Source organism: Pseudomonas sp. PHC1 (assembly GCF_046487845.1).
GTDB lineage: Bacteria > Pseudomonadota > Gammaproteobacteria > Pseudomonadales > Pseudomonadaceae > Aquipseudomonas > Aquipseudomonas sputi.
The window spans coordinates 215,520-232,343 of record NZ_JBJXHJ010000006.1 but is presented as its reverse complement, the minus strand read 5'-3'; the positions used below and the strand labels follow the sequence as shown (position 1 = coordinate 232,343).

The following is a 16,824-nucleotide window of genomic DNA, read 5'->3' as shown; positions in this document are numbered from 1 at the left end:
GCAAAAGTGTTGTCCGGATGCTCCCATTTATCGCACAGCTGCGCCAGCCGATAATCCGCGCCATCGTTTTCTTCGAGGTTTTTTTGATGCAGTCACTTGATGAAGTGAGCGCCGCGCCGGCTCCGGTTGCCCGGCCTGGTTTACGTTTGTTGCTGTTGCCGCTGGTGATCCTGGCCGGCATGGGCTTGTCGGTGGAGGCCGGGTTGCTCGGACCGCTGGGCGAGCAGGTCGGGCATCTATGGGCAACGTTGAGCATCTTCGGGGTCGGCTCGGCGATTCTGTTTTTGCTGTTGCTGTTTGCGGGGCCACAGAAGGGCCCGGCGCTGACCGACCTGCCGCGCTGGCAGTTGATTGGCGGGTTTCTGGGGCCGATGTATGTAGTGGTGCTGACCCTGGCGACACCGCATATCGGGATTGCCATGACGATGATCGCGATTTTGTCGGGGCAGGTCGGCAAGAGTGTGCTGATCGACCATTTCGGCTGGTTTGGTGCTACGCGCAAGAAGGTCAATGCCGAACGTTGGCTGGCGTTGGGGTTGATTGTGGCGGCACTGATTTTGATTGCGCGGGGTTGATGCGATGAGTCTGGTTATTTTGTTGGCGGTGGTGGTGTTGGCCGGTGCGGTGTTGAGTGTGCAAGCGGCGATCAATGGGCGCCTTGGGGAAACCGTTGGGGTGTTGCGCAGCAGCCTCCTGACATTCGTGGTCGGCGCGGTGAGCACGGGGTTGCTGATCCTGTTTTTCGAACCTGCCCAAGCGGTCAGCCTGCTGGAGGTGCCGAAGTGGCAGTTGAGTGGGGCGCTGTTCGGTGTGGTTTACATGATGGTCATGGTTGGCGCAGTGCCGCGCGTCGGTACGGCCGTGGCGACGGTGGCGGTGATTGTCGGGCAGCTTGGGATGGGGATGTTGATCGACAATTTTGGCTGGTTGGGCAACCCCGCAATCGAATTGTCCGGGGCGCGGATTCTGGCGATGGTTTGTCTGGGGCTGGCGCTGGTGTTTATGTATCGCAGCAGCGTGCGTCAAACTAGGTGAATTTGCCGGCTTTCGGGCCGGCTTTGCTCTTGGGACTTTCGATGGATCAGCGAGTTCGGTTTCGCGAGACTGGCACTAATTACGCTGATCAAATTTCACTGTGAATTATCGTTTTGGGTTCATCAAGGCTGGATAGTTGTTGGGCTTCTTGCGTTTCATTCATCAAGCCATTCTCACTAATAATTGCCATTATTAATGCGCAGGAAAATCCAAATGCTTGCGCAAACATCCAGATGGACAACAATGCAACGGCGTCAATCGAGCTGAAGTCTGCGTAGACAAAAAGAATGGCTGAACCAAGAAAGTGAATGGCCGCTAAAGTCGTTTCTATCAGTGTTGAAAGCAGTGCTCGCGTGAAATTATGCTTACACTTGAATTTGTTTGTTCTGATCCAAGGCAGGTCCAATTTGAAAAGCGGAACAATAAAGGCGGTTGCGGCATTCCATTTTAATGCGTTACCTAGCATGAAGGTCATGCAATGATTCCGCAGGCTGTTCCCTCCGAGGCGCTTTATGGTGATCCATATTTTGATGTGATTCATCAATATGCCACAGAGTAGAAATAGCAGAAGGCTTTTGGGGATGGAGATGATTATGTTGTTTTTAATTAAATATATGCCGAGCATAAAGGCTGCGAAATTTTGCAGCGGCAGCAGGCCGGAAGTTGCATGTCCAAGGACGCGTTTGATTCTGATAATTCTTTGGGCACGACTGAATTGGCAGTTTTTTTCCAGCCCTAGGTGAAGGTGCCAGTTTTTCCGGAACTCTTGAATTGGGCCTGCCAGCCAACGAAATAACTGTTTTTTTACACCCTCAAAAGTACTGGGTATTAAACCGCGGCCCCAGGTATCAGCGAAAACATGGCCAATATATCCTCGTGCCTGTAGCCGAACTGATAGCTCGTCATCTTCAGTTAAACTCCATTCAGCCCAGCCGCCCACCTCCTCTAGCATACTTTTGCGGATCAGGCACATTGTTCCAACAAGGTTCGCCGCATTGAATTCGTTCGTCGTTGGATGCACTATCTTTTGTATGGGTAGATAGTAGTAGTAAACACTTGAGAGAAATGGATTTTGCTCCCATTCCCGATAGTCGTGGCTCGATTGCACAAATGCTACTTTTGCATCATTGAATATTGGGCAGAGAGAGGCTAAAAACTCCTCTTCCGCGATATAGTCCGCATCTACGGCAGCAATGAGCTCTGCTGCAGGATTCGTATGCCTCAAGGCAAAGTTCATTGCACCGGCCTTAGCTCCAAGAAGCGGATCTACGTGGTAGAACCGAAATCGGTCGCCCAGCGCTTGACAGTGAGATTGTACGGGTCTCCAAAGTCGAGAATCTTTAGTGTTGTTGTCAACTACAATAACTTCGTAGTTTTCGTAATTTAATTTTTCAAGTGCGTCGAGAGTGGCCGTTACCAGTTCTGGCGGCTCTTGGTAGCATGGTACGTGGATTGAAACAAATGGACATTTATCATTTTGTTGTAGTAATGCTGTCTTAAGCGTGGAGTCTCGCTTTGAATACTTTATCGAGAATTCAGGTAGAACTATAATTCCACCCCATAGAGTGTCGAATATTGATAGCAGTACTAAGGCTGTCAGGGCTATGAGAGTCGCGATCCGTGCAGTGCTGGTGTTGTCAAGATCGAGTGTGAGTGTGAGTATCAAGATCATCACGCATGATGAAAGGCAGAACGAAAACGCAAGATTCAATATTCCAAATAAGGTGTACTTTTGCATAGTGAGTGACGTCAGTATGCCAAACAAGATTGCGGCAACGGAGGGTAAGATAATGACTGCAATGTTTTTGGTAATAAGCCATGTGCAGTATGCCGAAAAAAGTGCGCTTATCACATACCCACTTACCCAAAGTATGCGAGAAGGATTGGTGGAAGAGTACCTGGCGAGGAGGATCAGTCCACTTGAGATGTATATGAATGATCCAAAATATAAATAATCCATGCGCTAGTTACTCTTGGAAGGGGTGGTAGTTAAAGCTATGTTTTTCCTCGTATGAATGTCTACTGTAATAAATGACAGGTTTTATTTTTAATTGCGATTGGGGGTATAGCGTTTGGTTTGGAGTGCTTGGTGGATATGAAATTCAGACATTTCGAATGCTTCTACACTGAGTTTGTAGAGTATCTATCTTGTTCCCGATCACCATTGGCCAAGGAGTCTGTTCCATGCCTGATAAAACCTGTGACTGTCCCAAGTGCAACTGCAAACTCGGTGAGCACCCCATCGTGCGGCACGGCAAACATTTCTGTTGCGAGGCCTGTGCGCATCATCATGAGGGCGGTAAAGAGTGTTCGACGAAGAGCTGTAAGTGCGCTCATTCCTGACTGATACCGACAAAAAAAGTGGAGCCTAGTCAGGCTCCACTTCCAGTTTCAGGCTGTCGTCGTCCAGGCGTTCGGTGTGGCGGACGTTGCCTTGCAGGCGGCGACCTTCGACGTTGACGACGATGGTCTTGGCCTTTTCAAGGTCTTCCGGCAAGGGGGCCGGGACGCGCAGGGCGAAGCAGTAGGGGTCGTTTTCGACGGGTTCCAGGCCAACCGGGCAGTCGACGCTTTTGGTGATGCGGCCGAAGAGGGTGTCCAGGCCGTAGTCCAGGTGTGCCGGGCTGTTGATGGTTGTCATGTGTGTTCCCCCGATAGAGTCTCCGCCTGCGCGCAAGCTTAGCTTGCCGGTCGCCAGGTGACGTTTTCCACGCCGAATTTTTCCGCCATCGGCTTGCTGGTCTTCTGCACTTTCTCCCGGCCGAAACGCGGGATGCGGCCGACCCCAGCGTCGCAGCTTGCCCAGTGCCACGCCTCGGTGTTGTCCATTTTGTCCGAGCGGATAATGAACGACTTTGGCGCGCCGTGTAGGGTGTAATCGATGACGTACAGTTTTGCGTTGTTCATAAAGCCCATCTTCCTCCCTGTGGTAATAGAAGGATCGCTGGGCACCGGGAAAATTCACTCGGATTGTCCGACGGTATCTATCAATGGCGAGGTCTCGGTCGGACTGGTTACCATGGCGCTTCCGCCAACCCCGATGAATGTTCGCCATGGCCCTCGCTGCGCCCCCTGATCTGAGTGATACCGATGTGCCGGTGCAACCGTTGGCGCGTACGTATCCGCGCGGGTTGTTCATCGAGCCCCATGAGCATGTCTGGGGGCAGTTGCTGTATGCAATGAGCGGGGTGATGTGGGTCGAGACGCCGCACGAGGCGCTGGTGGTGCCGCCGCAGCGGGCGGTGTGGTTGCCGCCGGGCGTGCCGCACGGAATTCGGGTGGTGTCGGATTTGCAGATGCGCAATATCTACCTGCGCCCGGCGCTGGCGGCGACGCTGGATGAGACGGTGCAGGTGATCGAGGTCGGCGGGCTGCTGCGTGAGTTGATTGTCGGGCTGGTGGCGCAGGGCGACAGCGGCGATGCCGGGTATTACGAGGCGCTGGTCGGGCTGGCGCTGCTGGAGCTGAAACGCGCAAGGCGTTCACAGTTGAAGATCCCGTTGCCGGACGACGCCGACCGGCGGCTGATGAGTCTGTGCCAGGCCGTCATGGCGGCGCCGTCGCTGGACATTCCTTTCGAGCAACACGCCGAAAACGCCGGAGCCAGCGTGCGTACGCTCGCACGTCTGTTCAAGGAAGGGCTGGGCATGGGCTTCGCCGAGTGGCGGCGTCAGGTGCAATTGGCGACGGCGGTGGCGGAATTGATTCAAGGCGTGCCGGTCAGCGCGATTGCCCGTGAGCTGGGTTATTCGCCGAGCAGTTTCAGCGACATGTTTCGCCGTGAGCTGGGTGTCGCGCCTTCGCAGTTCGTTGCCGGGCCGCTTGCCGGCTGATTTGGCCGAAATTCAGAAGTCCTTGGCCGATGCCGGCCTCAGCCTTTCCCTAGACTTTGCCCATTCCCTTTATGTGGCGGAGTGATCCCATGCATTACCTGATTTCACTGGGCGTCGGTCTGGGTGTCGGCCTGCTGTATGGCGCGCTGGATGTCCGTTCGCCGGCGCCGCCGACCATCGCGCTGGTGGGCCTGCTCGGCATGCTGGCGGGCGAGCAGTTGTGGCCGATGGGCCGGCAACTGGTCAGTGGCTGGCTGTCCTGAAGTCTGTCTTTTTCCTTCGGTGGAGATTTCCATGAAAGCACTGCAATTCGATAAAACCGGCGACCTGTCGTCCCTGCGCTTCGTCGAGGTGCCAACACCGGTGCCGGGCGCAGACGAGGTGCTGGTGCAGATCAAGGCCGCTGGCCTCAACCCCAGCGACGTGAAGAACGTGCTCGGGCGTTTCCCGTACACCACGCTGCCGCGCATTCCCGGTCGAGACTTTGCCGGTGTGGTGGTCGAAGGGCCGCAGGCGTTGATCGGCCAGGAGGTCTGGGGCACCGGGCGTGAGCTGGGCTTCTTCGCCGATGGCTCCCATGCGCAGTTCGTCAAACTGCCGGCCAATGGCGTGGCGCACAAGCCTTCGCATTTGAGTTTCACCCAGGCCGCCAGTCTTGGCGTGCCTTACACCACGGCGTGGGATGCGCTGGAGCGCAGTCTGGTCAGCGCTGAAACCCGTTTGCTGGTGATCGGCGGCGGAGCGGTGGCGACGGCGGCGCTGGCGCTGGCCAAGGTGCGCGGCGCGCAGTTGCTGGCGGCGGCGCGGCGGCCGGAGCAGGTCAAGGATTTGCAGGCGCAGGGTTATCAGACGATTCAGCTGGACAAGCCCGAGGATCTGGGCGCGCAGGTCAATGCGGTGTATCGCGGCGGCGCCGATGTGATTTTCGACACCACCGGGTTCTGGCTGCCGGCCTCGGTGGCGGCATTGGCGACCTTCGGCCGGATCGCGATCATCGCCGCGCCGGTGGACGGGCATGTGCAACTGCCGGCGCTGGCGCTGTATCGCAAGGGCGGGTCGGTGGTCGGCATCAACTCGCTGCTGTATGGCGTTGAAGCCTGCGCGGCGATGCTGGAACAGTTCGGCCGGTTCTTCGACGAAGACCTGCTGCCACTGCCGCAAGGGCTGGTCGAAGCGTCGCTGGCGGAAGGTCTGGCACGGTATGCCGATGTGAATGAGGGCAGCGGTGACAAGGTCATCCTGATTCCCTGAGCGACACCAAAAACTGTTGGAGCGGGCCTGTTCGCGATATCGGTGTGTCATTTAACCGATGTGCTGGATGGTCTGACGCACATTGTTTGGAGCGATGCATTAGATCGTTCCCACGCAGAGCGTGGGAACGAGCAGTCGATCAGGCTGCAGCGGACGCCTCAGCCTTCAACTCCAGATTATCCAGCACCCGACTCACCGCCAGCACCCCCAGCATGATCAGCTGTGCAATCCCCAACAACACATGCCGTTGCGAGCCATCCACCAGCCCGGCGAAGTCATTGGCCATGGTCTTGGCCGAAGTCAGGGTTTCGCAGGCGTCGGCCAGCAGTTCTTCACTGTCGATACCGGGGGCGATGAGGTAGCGGGTGTCGGGTTTGAGCAGCGGTTTTCGGGGGAGCAGCGGATTGAGGTAATGGTCGAGCGCGCGCTCGGCGGCTTCGTGGAATTTTTTGGAATCGAGGGTTTCGTAGGGGGAAGTCGAATCGACTTCCGGAGGGTTTGGCGTGGGTTTGATCATGGATAAAGCCTCTAGAGTAGTGGAGGCGCCACGCTTCGCTGCTAAACGAAAGAGGTGGCGGCCGTACGCGGGTTAGCAGACCAGGACTCTAGAACCCGGCGCACCGAAGTGCCCCACGCAAAGCCGCCATAACGTGAACGGACAGGCGTGAGCCTGATCACGAACGAACGGCATTGTGCGTCTAGAGTAGATCCGGGCTGCTAAACCCGATCGCTGCTTTTCAGCGACCGCCAAACAATAGAACCCGCCCCCAAGGCGCACAAGCCGGCGGATTCTGGCGGATGCGTAGGCAATGGCGCAAGGTGGCGTGGCTTTGCGGACATAACCTTAAACACACTTCAACAAGCGCGTTGGCGGGTTCCCGAAACGACAAAACCCGCCGTCCCGATCAAACGGGGCGGCGGGTTTGTAGGCCTGATGCGCTGTGTTGTTCTGTAGGCGTCAACGCGAGCAGTCTCGCCAGTACGTTCAGACTTGAAAGGCGCGGGATCAGAACTGATACCCGATCCCCGCGTAATACCCCCAGCCATTGGAACGTGCACGGAAGTTGCCGTCGCCGAAGTTCAGCTCGCTGCCGTCGTCCCAATTGCCGCCGTTGTGGAAATAACGCCCGACCAGGGTGAAGCGCAGATGGGTGAACGAGTACAGCAAGACGTTGGTTGCGACCGTGGCATTGGCGGTGCGCGCCGGATTGTCCTTGTGCAGGTCCGAGCCGAAATCGAAATTGGTAAAGCCTATATAGGTCAGCGAGGCACCGTTGCTGAATTTATCGATCGGCACGATGTACTTGAGCTGCGCGCGGTAGCCGTCCCACGAGTATTCGTTGCTGGCGCCGTAGTTTTCCCACTGGTAGCGCCCGTACAGGTTGGCCGACAGATTGACCCGCGAATGGGTGTCGATGTCGGTGCCGAAACCGCTGTACAGCGTGTTGGCGCGGTTCTCTTTGCGGCTGCCGTGGTCGTAGATCCAGTCGAACGCCACGTACCATTCCTTGAACGGCCCGATGGCCAGGCTGCGCCCGGCCAGGTAATCGATGGAGATGCGCGGTTCGTGCTCCATGAACACCGGCGAGCCGTGATCCCACACGCCTTTATCGTGGCTGTTGCCGATGTTGAAGATCTTCGGGATGTCGATGTAGCCATACAGCTCGAACGGGCCTTTGCGTCCGAAATACTCGTATTCCAGGTAGATGTCGTCGGCCGGTTGCGGGCCGAAGCTGATGTCTTTGCTGCCGATCAGGGTCAGGTCCTGGTTATACCAGTCCGACAGGTACGCGCCTTTTTTCGGCGGGCTGGCTTCGGCACTGAGGGCTTCACCCTGGGCGGATTCATCCGGCAGGGCAGGTTGCGCCAGCGCGTTGTGACTGAGAACTCCGGTAACGCCGGCCAGTAGCAGGGAAACAGTAAAGGTACGCACACCGCGACGGCGGTGGCAGGAAGAAACGTGCATTCAAAGTCCTTTTTGCGAATCGAGGCCCGAGAGGATGGGGCCAGTACGGTTTTGTAACGAAAACGCGGTCATTAGCGACTCGCAAACGTTTGCACAAGCCGTACCAGTTTTCCAAACCACTGAAAAATCGATTGATTCACGGGTTTACCTGGCGACTTGATCAACTCCCCTCAAAAGCGCCTTAAATCGTCCTCAAGCCCTCGCTCAGAACGGCCGGTTCGACGGTCACCTGTACCGGTGTGCCGAGCCTGCCGCTGTTTCGATGACCATCAGCTTCAACCTCGGATTCTGATTCAGGAGCGAAGCACTTCAGCCGCCCGCAAGGGCGGTTTTTTTGCCCGCCGACCCCTCTGCTAAAATCCCTCCCACTGCCTCCCGGAGACTGCCCCATGACCGAGCCCATCCGTCTGACCCAATACAGCCACGGCGCCGGCTGTGGCTGCAAGATTTCGCCCAAGGTGCTGGAGGTGATTCTGGCCGGCAGCGGGGCGCAGAATCTTGATCCGAAACTGTGGGTCGGCAACGCGTCGCGCGATGATGCGGCGGTGTATGCAATCGATGCCGAGCGCGGGGTGGTCTCGACCACGGATTTCTTCATGCCGATCGTCGACGACCCGTTCGACTTCGGCCGGATCGCCGCCACCAATGCCATCAGCGACATCTACGCCATGGGCGGCGATCCGTTGATGGCGATTGCGATCCTCGGCTGGCCGGTCAACGTGCTGGCGCCGGAAGTGGCGCGGGAGGTGATTCGTGGCGGGCGTGCAGTGTGCGATGAAGCGGGAATTCCGTTGGCCGGCGGGCATTCGATCGATGCGCCGGAGCCGATTTTCGGTCTGGCCGTCACCGGACTGGTGGAAAAGCGCTTCATGAAGCGCAACGACACCGCTACCGCCGGTTGCCTGCTGTACCTGACCAAACCGCTGGGCATCGGCATACTCACCACGGCGGAAAAAAAGGGCAAGCTGCGCCCCGACGACATCGGCGTGGCCCGGGACTGGATGTGTACGCTGAACAAGCCCGGCAGTCGGTTCGGCAAACTGGCCGGGGTCACCGCCATGACCGACGTTACCGGGTTCGGGCTGCTCGGGCATCTGGTGGAAATGGCCGACGGCAGTCACCTGACGGCGCGGGTTTTTTATGACCGGGTGCCGCGGCTTTCGAGCATCGAGTACTACCTCGAACAGGGCTGCGTGCCCGGCGGCACCCTGCGCAATTTCGACAGTTATTCGAGCCGCGTCGGGCGGGTCCAGGAATTGCACAAGCGCGTGCTGTGCGACCCGCAGACCAGCGGCGGGTTGCTGGTGGCCGTGACCCCCGAGGGCAATGCCGAGTTTCTCGCCGTCGCTGCCGAACTCGGCCTGGTGCTTGAGCCGATCGGTGAATTGATCGGGCGACAGAGCCACGCGGTCGAGGTGAATTGATGTCCATCGACTTCACTGGCTACCGCGACATCTTCCTCAACGACCGGCCGCTGATGGACGCCCGTGCGCCGGTCGAGTTTCACAAGGGGGCGTTTCCCGAGGCGGTCAATCTACCGCTGATGAACGACATCGAGCGCCAGCGAGTCGGCACTTGCTACAAGCATCACGGGCAGCAGGCCGCCATCGAGCTGGGCCATCAATTGGTGTCCGGCGCGGTGAAGGCCGAGCGTATTCAGGCCTGGGCAGAGTTTGCCCGGACGCATCCCGAGGGTTATCTGTATTGCTTTCGTGGCGGCCTGCGTTCGCAGATCGTGCAGCAGTGGCTCAAGTCGGAGGCCGGTATCGACTATCCACGGATCGGCGGAGGCTACAAGGCGCTGCGTGGCTATCTGATCGACACCCTCGAATCAGCCTTGGCCGACTGTGATTTCGTGCTGCTGGGCGGTATGACCGGCACTGGCAAGACCGAAGTGCTGGCGCAACTGCGCAACAGCGTGGATCTGGAAGGCCATGCCAATCACCGAGGCTCGAGTTTCGGCAAGCGCGCCACCGGTCAGCCGTCGAACATCGATTTCGAGAACCGGCTGGCCATCGACTTTCTGAAAAAACGCGCCGCCGGCATCGAACAGTTTGTGCTGGAGGACGAAAGCCGGGTGGTGGGCAGCTGCGCGCTGCCCTTGCCGTTGTATCAGGGCATGCAGCAGTACCCGATGGTCTGGCTGGAAGATCCTTTCGAGCAGCGCGTCGAGCGGATCCTGCGCGATTACGTGGTGGATTTGTCTGCCGAGTTTCAGGCTGTGCATGGGGATGAAGGTTTTTCGCGGTTTTGCGAGCGGTTGCTGGATAGCCTCGACAATGTGCACAAACGCCTGGGCGGCGAGCGCCATCGGCGGCTGCGGATGTTGATGGAAGAGGCGCTGGCAGAGCAGGGCCGCAGTGGGGCGGTGGATTTGCACCGCGCGTGGATCGAGGGCTTGCTGCGCGAGTATTACGACCCGATGTATGTGTTCCAACGCGAAAAGAAGGGCGGGCGGATCGAGTTTGCGGGGGCGCGGCAGGCCGTTGTCGAGTATTTGCGTGAGCGAATCAAACCTCAGGCCTGACGGGGCCCGAAGGGGCCCCGGACACACTCAGGTCGGACAGCTTTCCTGGCCGTTATCCAGCCCCTGTTTGTAGCTGTGGCTCTGCAGGCTGGCCTTGCCGTTGTGCCAGGTCAGGGTCAGCACATACAGCGAGTCGTAATCGCTGGATTCCCAGTCCTCGGTGATCTTCTGCTTCCCGCCGACCGCCTTGCCCGCCACCTTGTTGATCAGCTCCGGCAGGTAGCCGTGGGACCAGGCGGTGTAGATGGTCGAGTTGTGGTACTTGTCGTCGGTCAGTTCCCGGGCCAGGTCGCTGGTGTCGTTGGCCGAAAATTCGATGTTCACCGGCAGGCCGAGCTTGATGGCGGCGGGGCTGATGGTCATGAGAGGGCGGATGTAGCTGTAGGAGTTGTCCAGTTCGCCTTCCTCGACATTGCGCGTCGGGTTGGCGGCGAACACGTAGTCGGCCTTGCCGAATTTTTCCGGCAGCAGGGTCGACAGGTCGATGGCCCGGTTCAGGCCCTGGCAGTTGAGCTGGCCGAGACCGCCGGCCGGTTTCTCTGCGTGGCGCAGGAACACCAGGGTCTGGGTGCCGTCCACCGGTTGCGCACGGCTTTCGCTGGATTCCAGCGACAGGAACAGCGCACTGACCGCCAGCAGGGTGGGCAGGGCCACGTACGCGCGATGTTTGAAGCGTCTGGCGACTTTCATCAAGTTCGTCATGGGATAAGGCGTCTTCAGTCTGTTCGGTTAAGGCTGACAAACCTTTGCACCGGTGCATGCGCGCCGGCTGTTTTCCCTGTCATCACTGGCTTGCTTGGAGCCCCCTGAGGCCCGTTTGGTTCGATCCGCTTGAGTGCGCCGCACTTTACCGTTGAGGCTGTGCGGTTGGAGGGAAGGTTAACCACAGGATGTTGCGGATTTAAGTAAGCCGACGGGCGAGGGTGTAAAGAACCCGAGCCAGAGCGCTGTTCGTGGATTATGCTCAGGCCTTTAAATTTGTGACTGGATGCTACACATGACTGATCTGTCCGCGTTCCCGATCACCCGGAAATGGCCGGCGCAGTACCCTGACTGGATTCAGCTCTATTCCCTGCCGACCCCCAACGGCGTCAAGGTCTCGATCATGCTTGAAGAGATCGGCCTGCCTTACGAGCCGCACCGCGTGGGCTTCGATACTAATGACCAGATGTCCCCGGAATTCCTGGCGCTGAACCCGAACAACAAGATCCCGGCGATCCTCGACCCCCACGGCCCCGAGGACAAACCGCTGCCGTTGTTCGAGTCTGGCGCGATCCTGATCTACCTCGCCGACAAAAGCGGCCAGTTGCTGGCCCAGGAAGGCGCGCTGCGCTATGAAACCATCCAGTGGCTGATGTTCCAGATGGGCGGCATCGGCCCGATGTTCGGCCAGCTCGGTTTCTTCAACAAATTCGCCGGCAAGGACTACGAAGACAAGCGTCCCCGTGACCGCTACGTCGAAGAAAGCCGCCGCCTGCTCAGCGTCCTGAACACCCGTCTGCAAGGGCGCGACTGGATCATGGGCGAGCGCTACACCATCGCCGACATCGCCACGTTCCCGTGGGTGCGCAACCTGATCGGCTTCTACGAGGCGGGCGATCTGGTTGGCATCGACAACTTCCCGAACGTCACCCGGGTGCTGGAGCGCTTCCTGGCGCGCCCGGCGGTTGTGCGCGGGCTGACCATTCCCTCCTGATCCTGTGGCTGCCGGGTGCGCAGATTATTGCGCGCCCGGTAATGCACTGTTGATTGATCCAGGTTTGTACCCCGATCCCCGCAAGGCATAAGCTTCGCCCCCTACGACTTTCGTCTCATCCGCTGTTTTCAGGAAAGGCCCCATGTCCAGTCAGTTCCCCGAAGCACGTCCACGCCGTCTGCGCCGCAATGCGAGCCTGCGCAGCCTGTTCCAGGAAACCGAGTTTTCCCTCAACGATCTGGTGCTGCCGATCTTCGTCGAAGAAGAGATCGATGACTTCGTGCCGATCAAGAGCATGCCCGGCGTGATGCGTATTCCCGAGCGCAAACTGGCCGGCGAAATCGAGCGCTACGCCCGGGCCGGGATCAAGTCGGTGATGACTTTCGGCGTGTCCCATCATCTGGACGCCAGCGGCAGCGATACCTGGCGCGAAAACGGGCTGGTGTCGCGCATGTCGCGGATCGCCAAGGACGCCGTGCCGGAGATGATCGTGATGTCCGACACCTGCTTCTGCGAGTACACCGACCACGGCCATTGCGGCGTGATGCACAACCATGAAGTCGACAACGACCAGACCCTGATCAACCTCGGCAAACAAGCGGTGGCGGCAGCGCGTGCCGGTGCCGACGTGATCGCGCCGTCGGCGGCGATGGACGGCCAGGTGCGGGCGATTCGTCGCGCCCTGGACGATGCCGGCTTCACGCAGATTCCGATCATGGCCTACTCGACCAAATTCGCCTCGGCACTCTACGGCCCGTTCCGCGAGGCTGGCGGCAGCGCGCTGAAGGGCGATCGCAAAAGCTATCAGATGAACCCGATGAACCGCCGCGAAGCCCTGCGCGAATCATTGCTCGACGAGCAGGAAGGCGCCGACGCGCTGATGGTCAAACCGGCCGGCGCGTACCTGGACATCATCCGCGATATCCGCGAAGCCTCGAACCTGCCGCTGGCGGCGTATCAGGTCAGCGGCGAGTACGCGATGATCAAGTTCGGCGCCCAGGCCGGGGCCATCGACGAAGATCGCGTGGTGCGCGAAAGCCTCGGCGCGATCAAGCGCGCGGGTGCGGATCTGATCTTCACCTACTTTGCGATGGACCTGGCCCTGGCCGGGATCTGACCTTTCAGGGGCCATTGAAAAACGGCCGGATCCCGTGATCACGGAAGTACCGTTCGATCACCTTCGGATCCGCGCTGTTGTCGGCAATCGCCACATAGGTATCGGGGCGCAACAGGTAAAAGCCGTTGCGCCCCAGGCCCGCCGTTTCAAACGCCGGGCGCCAGTCGAACACGTGCAGCGGCAAGTGATGTTCAGTGCACCAGGCAATCATCTCGTCGCTGGTGTCGCCGTACACATGCACCTGCCAGCACGGATGGCGCAACGGCTCGTAATTGTCTCCCTCGCCATCATGTGCCCACGGCAGGCGGTCGCCGCCGTGCACGTGCCCGGCCACCCCTTCGCTCAACGTCATGCCCCGATAGTTGACGGTGATTTGCGACACCGTGCGAAAGAGGAATTCGCGGCTGGTCTCGAATGAGGCCATTTTCGGGATCAGGAACGGTGCCAGCCGTGTGCGCAACAGGTCGGCCATGCGGCCTTCGGCGGTGACGAAGCTGAAGACCTTGTCGGTGGTCGACACCAGTCGGCGAGCGAAGGCGATGCGTTCGGTTTCGTAGCTGTCGAGCAGCCCGGGTGTGGCAGCGCCGCCGAGCACTGCCGCGAGCTTCCACGCCAGGTTGATCGCATCGCCGATGCCGGTGTTCATGCCCTGGCCACCGGCCGGGCTGTGCACGTGCGCCGCATCGCCGAGCAGAAACGCCCGGCCCTGGCGAAAGTGATCCGCCACCCGGTGATGCACGCGGTAGGTGGAGAACCAGTTGACGTCCTCGATGTGCACGTTCAAATGCTCGATGGCGCGGCTGCTGACATCGGAAAACTCCAGGATCTCGGCGCGGTCTGCACGCTCGTCACGCACGGTGCCGATCAGCCGCGCGCGGCCTTCACCGGCCAGAGGGAACACGGCGAGAAAGTCCGCTTCATCCAGATCCAGATGCAACTCGCCGTTGAGTGCCGGACCACTGGCCCGCACATCGGCGACATAGAAAATCTGCTGATAAGTGCCGCCGGGAAAACCGGTGTCGAGGGTTTTGCGCACGATTGAACGGGCGCCGTCGCATCCGGCCAGATAGCAGGCCTGACAGATTTCCTGCTCGCCATCCGGCAGGCGCAAATGGGCGGTGAGGCCATCGCCGTTTTCCGTGAAACTCTCCAGCGTGGTGTTGCGCTCGACGGTCACGTCGTAATCTTCGAGACGGTCGATCAACAGTCGCTCGTGTTCGTCCTGCGGGTATATTTCCAGAAAGGCATAGGGCGTCAGGCCTTCGCCGATCCGGTTCAGCGGCAGTTGCGCCACGGGTTTGCCCTTGACCCAGAAATTCGCCGCGGCTACCCGGTGACCGTTGCGTACCACGGCGTCGGCCAGGTCCAGTTGCCGGTACAACTCAAGGGTGCGCGCCTGCACTGCCAGTGCCCGCGACGTGGTGCCGGGGGCGCTGGCCTTGTCGATGATGCGCACGCGCACGCCCAGTTTGCTCAGCCACAGGGCCAGCACCAGTCCGGTGGGGCCGGCGCCGATGATCAGAACATCACTGCGGTTCATGGTCTGTCCTCCTCGCGTGTCCTGATCTGAGACGTGCCACTGAGTGTGCAGCAGCAAGTATGGATCAGACGGCGAGGGCGGCCAGTCGGCCTGCCAGACGGGCCGATGGAACAGCGTCGCCGGCCCGCAGTCCTATCCTGCACCCTGCGATTGCGCGTAGGGTTAACCCGGCTCAACGGACTGGATGAAGCGTTATGCACACCCCTCGATTACTCGTCAGCCTCGCCGCACTGCTGGTACTGGCCGGTTGCGCCGGTCAACGCAGCGAAGAACCGGCGCCGCGCCCGCCCGCCGAGGTCAAGGCGCAGATCGTGCGCCTGCTGCCGGCAAAAACCGTCGACCGCCCGGGCTGGGCCACTGACATCTACGCCGCGTTCGCCGCCCAGGGCATCAGCCCGACCACGCAGAATCTGTGTTCAGTGCTGGCCGTCACCGAGCAGGAATCCACCTTTCAGGTCGATCCGCCGGTGCCCGGCCTGGGCAAGATCGCCCGCAACGAGATCGACCGGCGCGCCGCCAAGGTGCATATCCCGAGCCTGTTGGTCAGCGGCGCGTTGCAGGTGCGTTCGCCGAACGGCAAGACCTACAGCGAACGCCTGGGCGCCGCCCGCAGCGAAAAGGAATTGAGCGCGATTTTCGATGACTTCATCGGCTCGGTGCCGATGGGCCGTACGCTGTTCAGCGGTTTCAACCCGGTGCACACCGGCGGGCCGATGCAGGTCAGCATCGAATTCGCCGAGCAGCACGCCAAGAACTATCCGTACCCGGTGGACGGCACGATTCGCCGCGAGGTGTTCAGCCGTCGGGGCGGCATGGACTTCGGCATTGCCCATTTGCTGGGTTATCCGGTGAGTTATCGCGAACCGTTGTACCGCTTCGCCGACTTCAACGCCGGGTGGTATGCCAGTCGCAACGCGGCGTTTCAGAATGCGGTCAGCCGGGCGTCGGGGATTCCACTGGCGCTGGATGGCGACCTGATCCGCCCTGGCGCGATCATGCCCGGCAGTACTGAACTGGCGGTGCGCACCCTCGGCAAATCGCTGGGCATGCGCAATCCGGTGATCCGCGATCAACTGGAAAAGGGCGATAGCCTGGCCTTCGAGGAAACCAAACTGTATCAACGGGTCTTCGAACTGGCGGAGCGCGCCGAAGGCAAGTCACTGCCCCGTGCGGTGTTGCCTGGGATCGTGCTGCAGAGCCCGAAGATCACCCGCAAATTGACCACGGCATGGTTTGCCAAACGGGTCGACGAGCGTTATCGGCGCTGCATGGCCAAGGGCTGAGGACGATCAAAAAGGTATAAAAAAACCCGGCTGACGGGAGCCGGGTTTTTTCTGGGTTGTTGCGGTCAAGCCATTCATTCAGGCAACGCGACGTTCGATCAGACGATCCGAGCCACCTTCGGCAACGCGACGTTCGATCAGACGATCCGAACCACCTTCGGCAACGCGACGTTCGATCAGGCGATCCGAACCACCTTCAGCGACGCGACGTTCGATCAGACGATCCGAGCCACCTTCGGCAACGCGACGTTCGATCAGACGATCCGAGCCACCTTCGGCGACGCGACGTTCGATCAGACGATCCGAACCACCTTCAGCGACGCGACGTTCGATCAGACGATCCGAGCCACCTTCGGCGACGCGACGTTCGATCAGACGATCCGAGCCACCTTCGGCGATCAGGGTGTGGGCGGGTTTGGCGGCAAATGCGTTGAAGGCCAGAACCGAAAGGGCAATGCTGAGGATGACTTGGCGTTTCATGATTTTTGCTCCGGGGGTGTTGTTTGTTTGGTATGGAGCCGATCTTACGCCCGGGATTTTTTAAGAGAACTTCATTGACGTGATGGTGAACATCGA

At 59.6% G+C, this 16,824-nt stretch carries 20 protein-coding genes; 12 read left to right on the top strand and 8 right to left on the bottom strand.

Translation table 11 applies throughout. The features are described from left to right. The first annotated feature begins 86 nt into the window (after nt 1–86). A complete protein-coding gene (locus ACKJSM_RS11550; RefSeq protein WP_236177338.1) occupies nt 87–575 on the top strand; it encodes a DMT family transporter in 489 nt (162 codons plus the stop codon). Nucleotides 576–579: 4 nt separating this feature from the next. Then, nucleotides 580–1,035 carry a DMT family transporter gene (locus tag ACKJSM_RS11545; RefSeq protein ID WP_410237491.1) on the top strand — a complete coding sequence of 152 codons (456 nt, stop codon included), beginning with the start codon at nt 580–582 and terminating at the stop codon, nt 1,033–1,035. Nucleotides 1,036–1,123: 88 nt separating this feature from the next. Here ACKJSM_RS11545 and ACKJSM_RS11540 read toward each other — a convergent pair whose 3' ends face one another. Then, a complete protein-coding gene (locus ACKJSM_RS11540) occupies nt 1,124–2,707 on the bottom strand; it encodes a glycosyltransferase (RefSeq protein ID WP_410237542.1) in 1,584 nt (527 codons plus the stop codon). Here ACKJSM_RS11540 and ACKJSM_RS11535 point away from each other — a divergent pair. Beyond that, nucleotides 2,691–2,990, top strand: coding sequence for a hypothetical protein (locus tag ACKJSM_RS11535; RefSeq protein WP_410237546.1), 300 nt, complete (start codon nt 2,691–2,693; stop codon nt 2,988–2,990). The genes ACKJSM_RS11540 and ACKJSM_RS11535 overlap by 17 nt on opposite strands. A gap of 229 nt (nt 2,991–3,219) precedes the next feature. Then, nucleotides 3,220–3,378 carry a metallothionein gene (locus ACKJSM_RS11530; protein WP_410237490.1) on the top strand — a complete coding sequence of 53 codons (159 nt, stop codon included), beginning with the start codon at nt 3,220–3,222 and terminating at the stop codon, nt 3,376–3,378. A gap of 25 nt (nt 3,379–3,403) precedes the next feature. Here ACKJSM_RS11530 and ACKJSM_RS11525 read toward each other — a convergent pair whose 3' ends face one another. Together ACKJSM_RS11525 and ACKJSM_RS11520 are read right to left on the bottom strand one after the other, a co-directional pair. Next, entirely contained in the window at nt 3,404–3,676 is a 273-nt protein-coding gene (locus ACKJSM_RS11525; RefSeq protein WP_410237489.1) for a hypothetical protein, read from the bottom strand. A gap of 38 nt (nt 3,677–3,714) precedes the next feature. After that, complete coding sequence (locus ACKJSM_RS11520; RefSeq protein ID WP_011335095.1) at nt 3,715–3,942, bottom strand: DUF6555 family protein; 228 nt, start codon at nt 3,940–3,942, stop codon at nt 3,715–3,717. A gap of 137 nt (nt 3,943–4,079) precedes the next feature. On the opposite strand from ACKJSM_RS11520, the gene ACKJSM_RS11515 reads away from it, so the two are divergent. The 3 genes from ACKJSM_RS11515 (at nt 4,080) to ACKJSM_RS11505 (ending at nt 6,119) form a co-directional block, all read left to right on the top strand. Then, on the top strand, nt 4,080–4,868 hold the full coding sequence (locus tag ACKJSM_RS11515) for an AraC family transcriptional regulator (protein WP_410237488.1): 789 nt from the start codon (nt 4,080–4,082) through the stop codon (nt 4,866–4,868). A gap of 89 nt (nt 4,869–4,957) precedes the next feature. Beyond that, nucleotides 4,958–5,131, top strand: a complete 174-nt coding sequence (locus ACKJSM_RS11510) for a DUF1427 family protein (protein ID WP_236177342.1) — start codon at nt 4,958–4,960, stop codon at nt 5,129–5,131. Nucleotides 5,132–5,162: 31 nt separating this feature from the next. Further along, entirely contained in the window at nt 5,163–6,119 is a 957-nt protein-coding gene (locus tag ACKJSM_RS11505; RefSeq protein WP_410237487.1) for a zinc-binding alcohol dehydrogenase family protein, read from the top strand. Between the two features lie 139 nt (nt 6,120–6,258). Here ACKJSM_RS11505 and ACKJSM_RS11500 read toward each other — a convergent pair whose 3' ends face one another. Together ACKJSM_RS11500 and ACKJSM_RS11495 are read right to left on the bottom strand one after the other, a co-directional pair. Then, nucleotides 6,259–6,636 (bottom strand): DUF6124 family protein, encoded by a 378-nt coding sequence (locus ACKJSM_RS11500; RefSeq protein WP_410237486.1) that lies wholly within the window; start codon nt 6,634–6,636, stop codon nt 6,259–6,261. Between the two features lie 489 nt (nt 6,637–7,125). Further along, entirely contained in the window at nt 7,126–8,085 is a 960-nt protein-coding gene (locus tag ACKJSM_RS11495; protein WP_410237485.1) for a nucleoside-specific channel-forming protein Tsx, read from the bottom strand. Between the two features lie 389 nt (nt 8,086–8,474). Between ACKJSM_RS11495 and selD the strand changes: the two genes are divergently transcribed. Then, nucleotides 8,475–9,509, top strand: coding sequence for a selenide, water dikinase SelD (gene selD / locus ACKJSM_RS11490; RefSeq protein WP_410237484.1), 1,035 nt, complete (start codon nt 8,475–8,477; stop codon nt 9,507–9,509). Further along, complete coding sequence (gene mnmH, locus ACKJSM_RS11485) at nt 9,509–10,612, top strand: tRNA 2-selenouridine(34) synthase MnmH (RefSeq protein WP_410237483.1); 1,104 nt, start codon at nt 9,509–9,511, stop codon at nt 10,610–10,612. The genes selD and mnmH overlap by 1 nt, the downstream gene beginning before the upstream one ends. Before the next feature lie 27 nt (nt 10,613–10,639). Here mnmH and ACKJSM_RS11480 read toward each other — a convergent pair whose 3' ends face one another. Further along, complete coding sequence (locus ACKJSM_RS11480) at nt 10,640–11,314, bottom strand: histidine phosphatase family protein (protein ID WP_410237482.1); 675 nt, start codon at nt 11,312–11,314, stop codon at nt 10,640–10,642. A gap of 295 nt (nt 11,315–11,609) precedes the next feature. Here ACKJSM_RS11480 and ACKJSM_RS11475 point away from each other — a divergent pair, with 295 nt between their 5' ends. Together ACKJSM_RS11475 and hemB are read left to right on the top strand one after the other, a co-directional pair. Next, nucleotides 11,610–12,308, top strand: a complete 699-nt coding sequence (locus tag ACKJSM_RS11475) for a glutathione S-transferase family protein (protein ID WP_236177355.1) — start codon at nt 11,610–11,612, stop codon at nt 12,306–12,308. Between the two features lie 142 nt (nt 12,309–12,450). Then, nucleotides 12,451–13,425 (top strand): porphobilinogen synthase, encoded by a 975-nt coding sequence (gene hemB / locus ACKJSM_RS11470; protein WP_085608287.1) that lies wholly within the window; start codon nt 12,451–12,453, stop codon nt 13,423–13,425. Nucleotides 13,426–13,429: 4 nt separating this feature from the next. Here the strand turns inward: hemB and ACKJSM_RS11465 are convergent, their stop codons facing one another. Continuing rightward, nucleotides 13,430–14,965, bottom strand: coding sequence for an FAD-dependent oxidoreductase (locus tag ACKJSM_RS11465; protein ID WP_410237481.1), 1,536 nt, complete (start codon nt 14,963–14,965; stop codon nt 13,430–13,432). 194 nt (nt 14,966–15,159) lie between these two features. Here ACKJSM_RS11465 and ACKJSM_RS11460 point away from each other — a divergent pair, with 194 nt between their 5' ends. Further along, complete coding sequence (locus ACKJSM_RS11460) at nt 15,160–16,248, top strand: DUF1615 domain-containing protein (RefSeq protein WP_410237480.1); 1,089 nt, start codon at nt 15,160–15,162, stop codon at nt 16,246–16,248. 78 nt (nt 16,249–16,326) lie between these two features. Here the strand turns inward: ACKJSM_RS11460 and ACKJSM_RS11455 are convergent, their stop codons facing one another. Further along, nucleotides 16,327–16,728 (bottom strand): phage infection protein, encoded by a 402-nt coding sequence (locus tag ACKJSM_RS11455; RefSeq protein ID WP_410237479.1) that lies wholly within the window; start codon nt 16,726–16,728, stop codon nt 16,327–16,329. Nucleotides 16,729–16,824 lie beyond the last annotated feature (96 nt).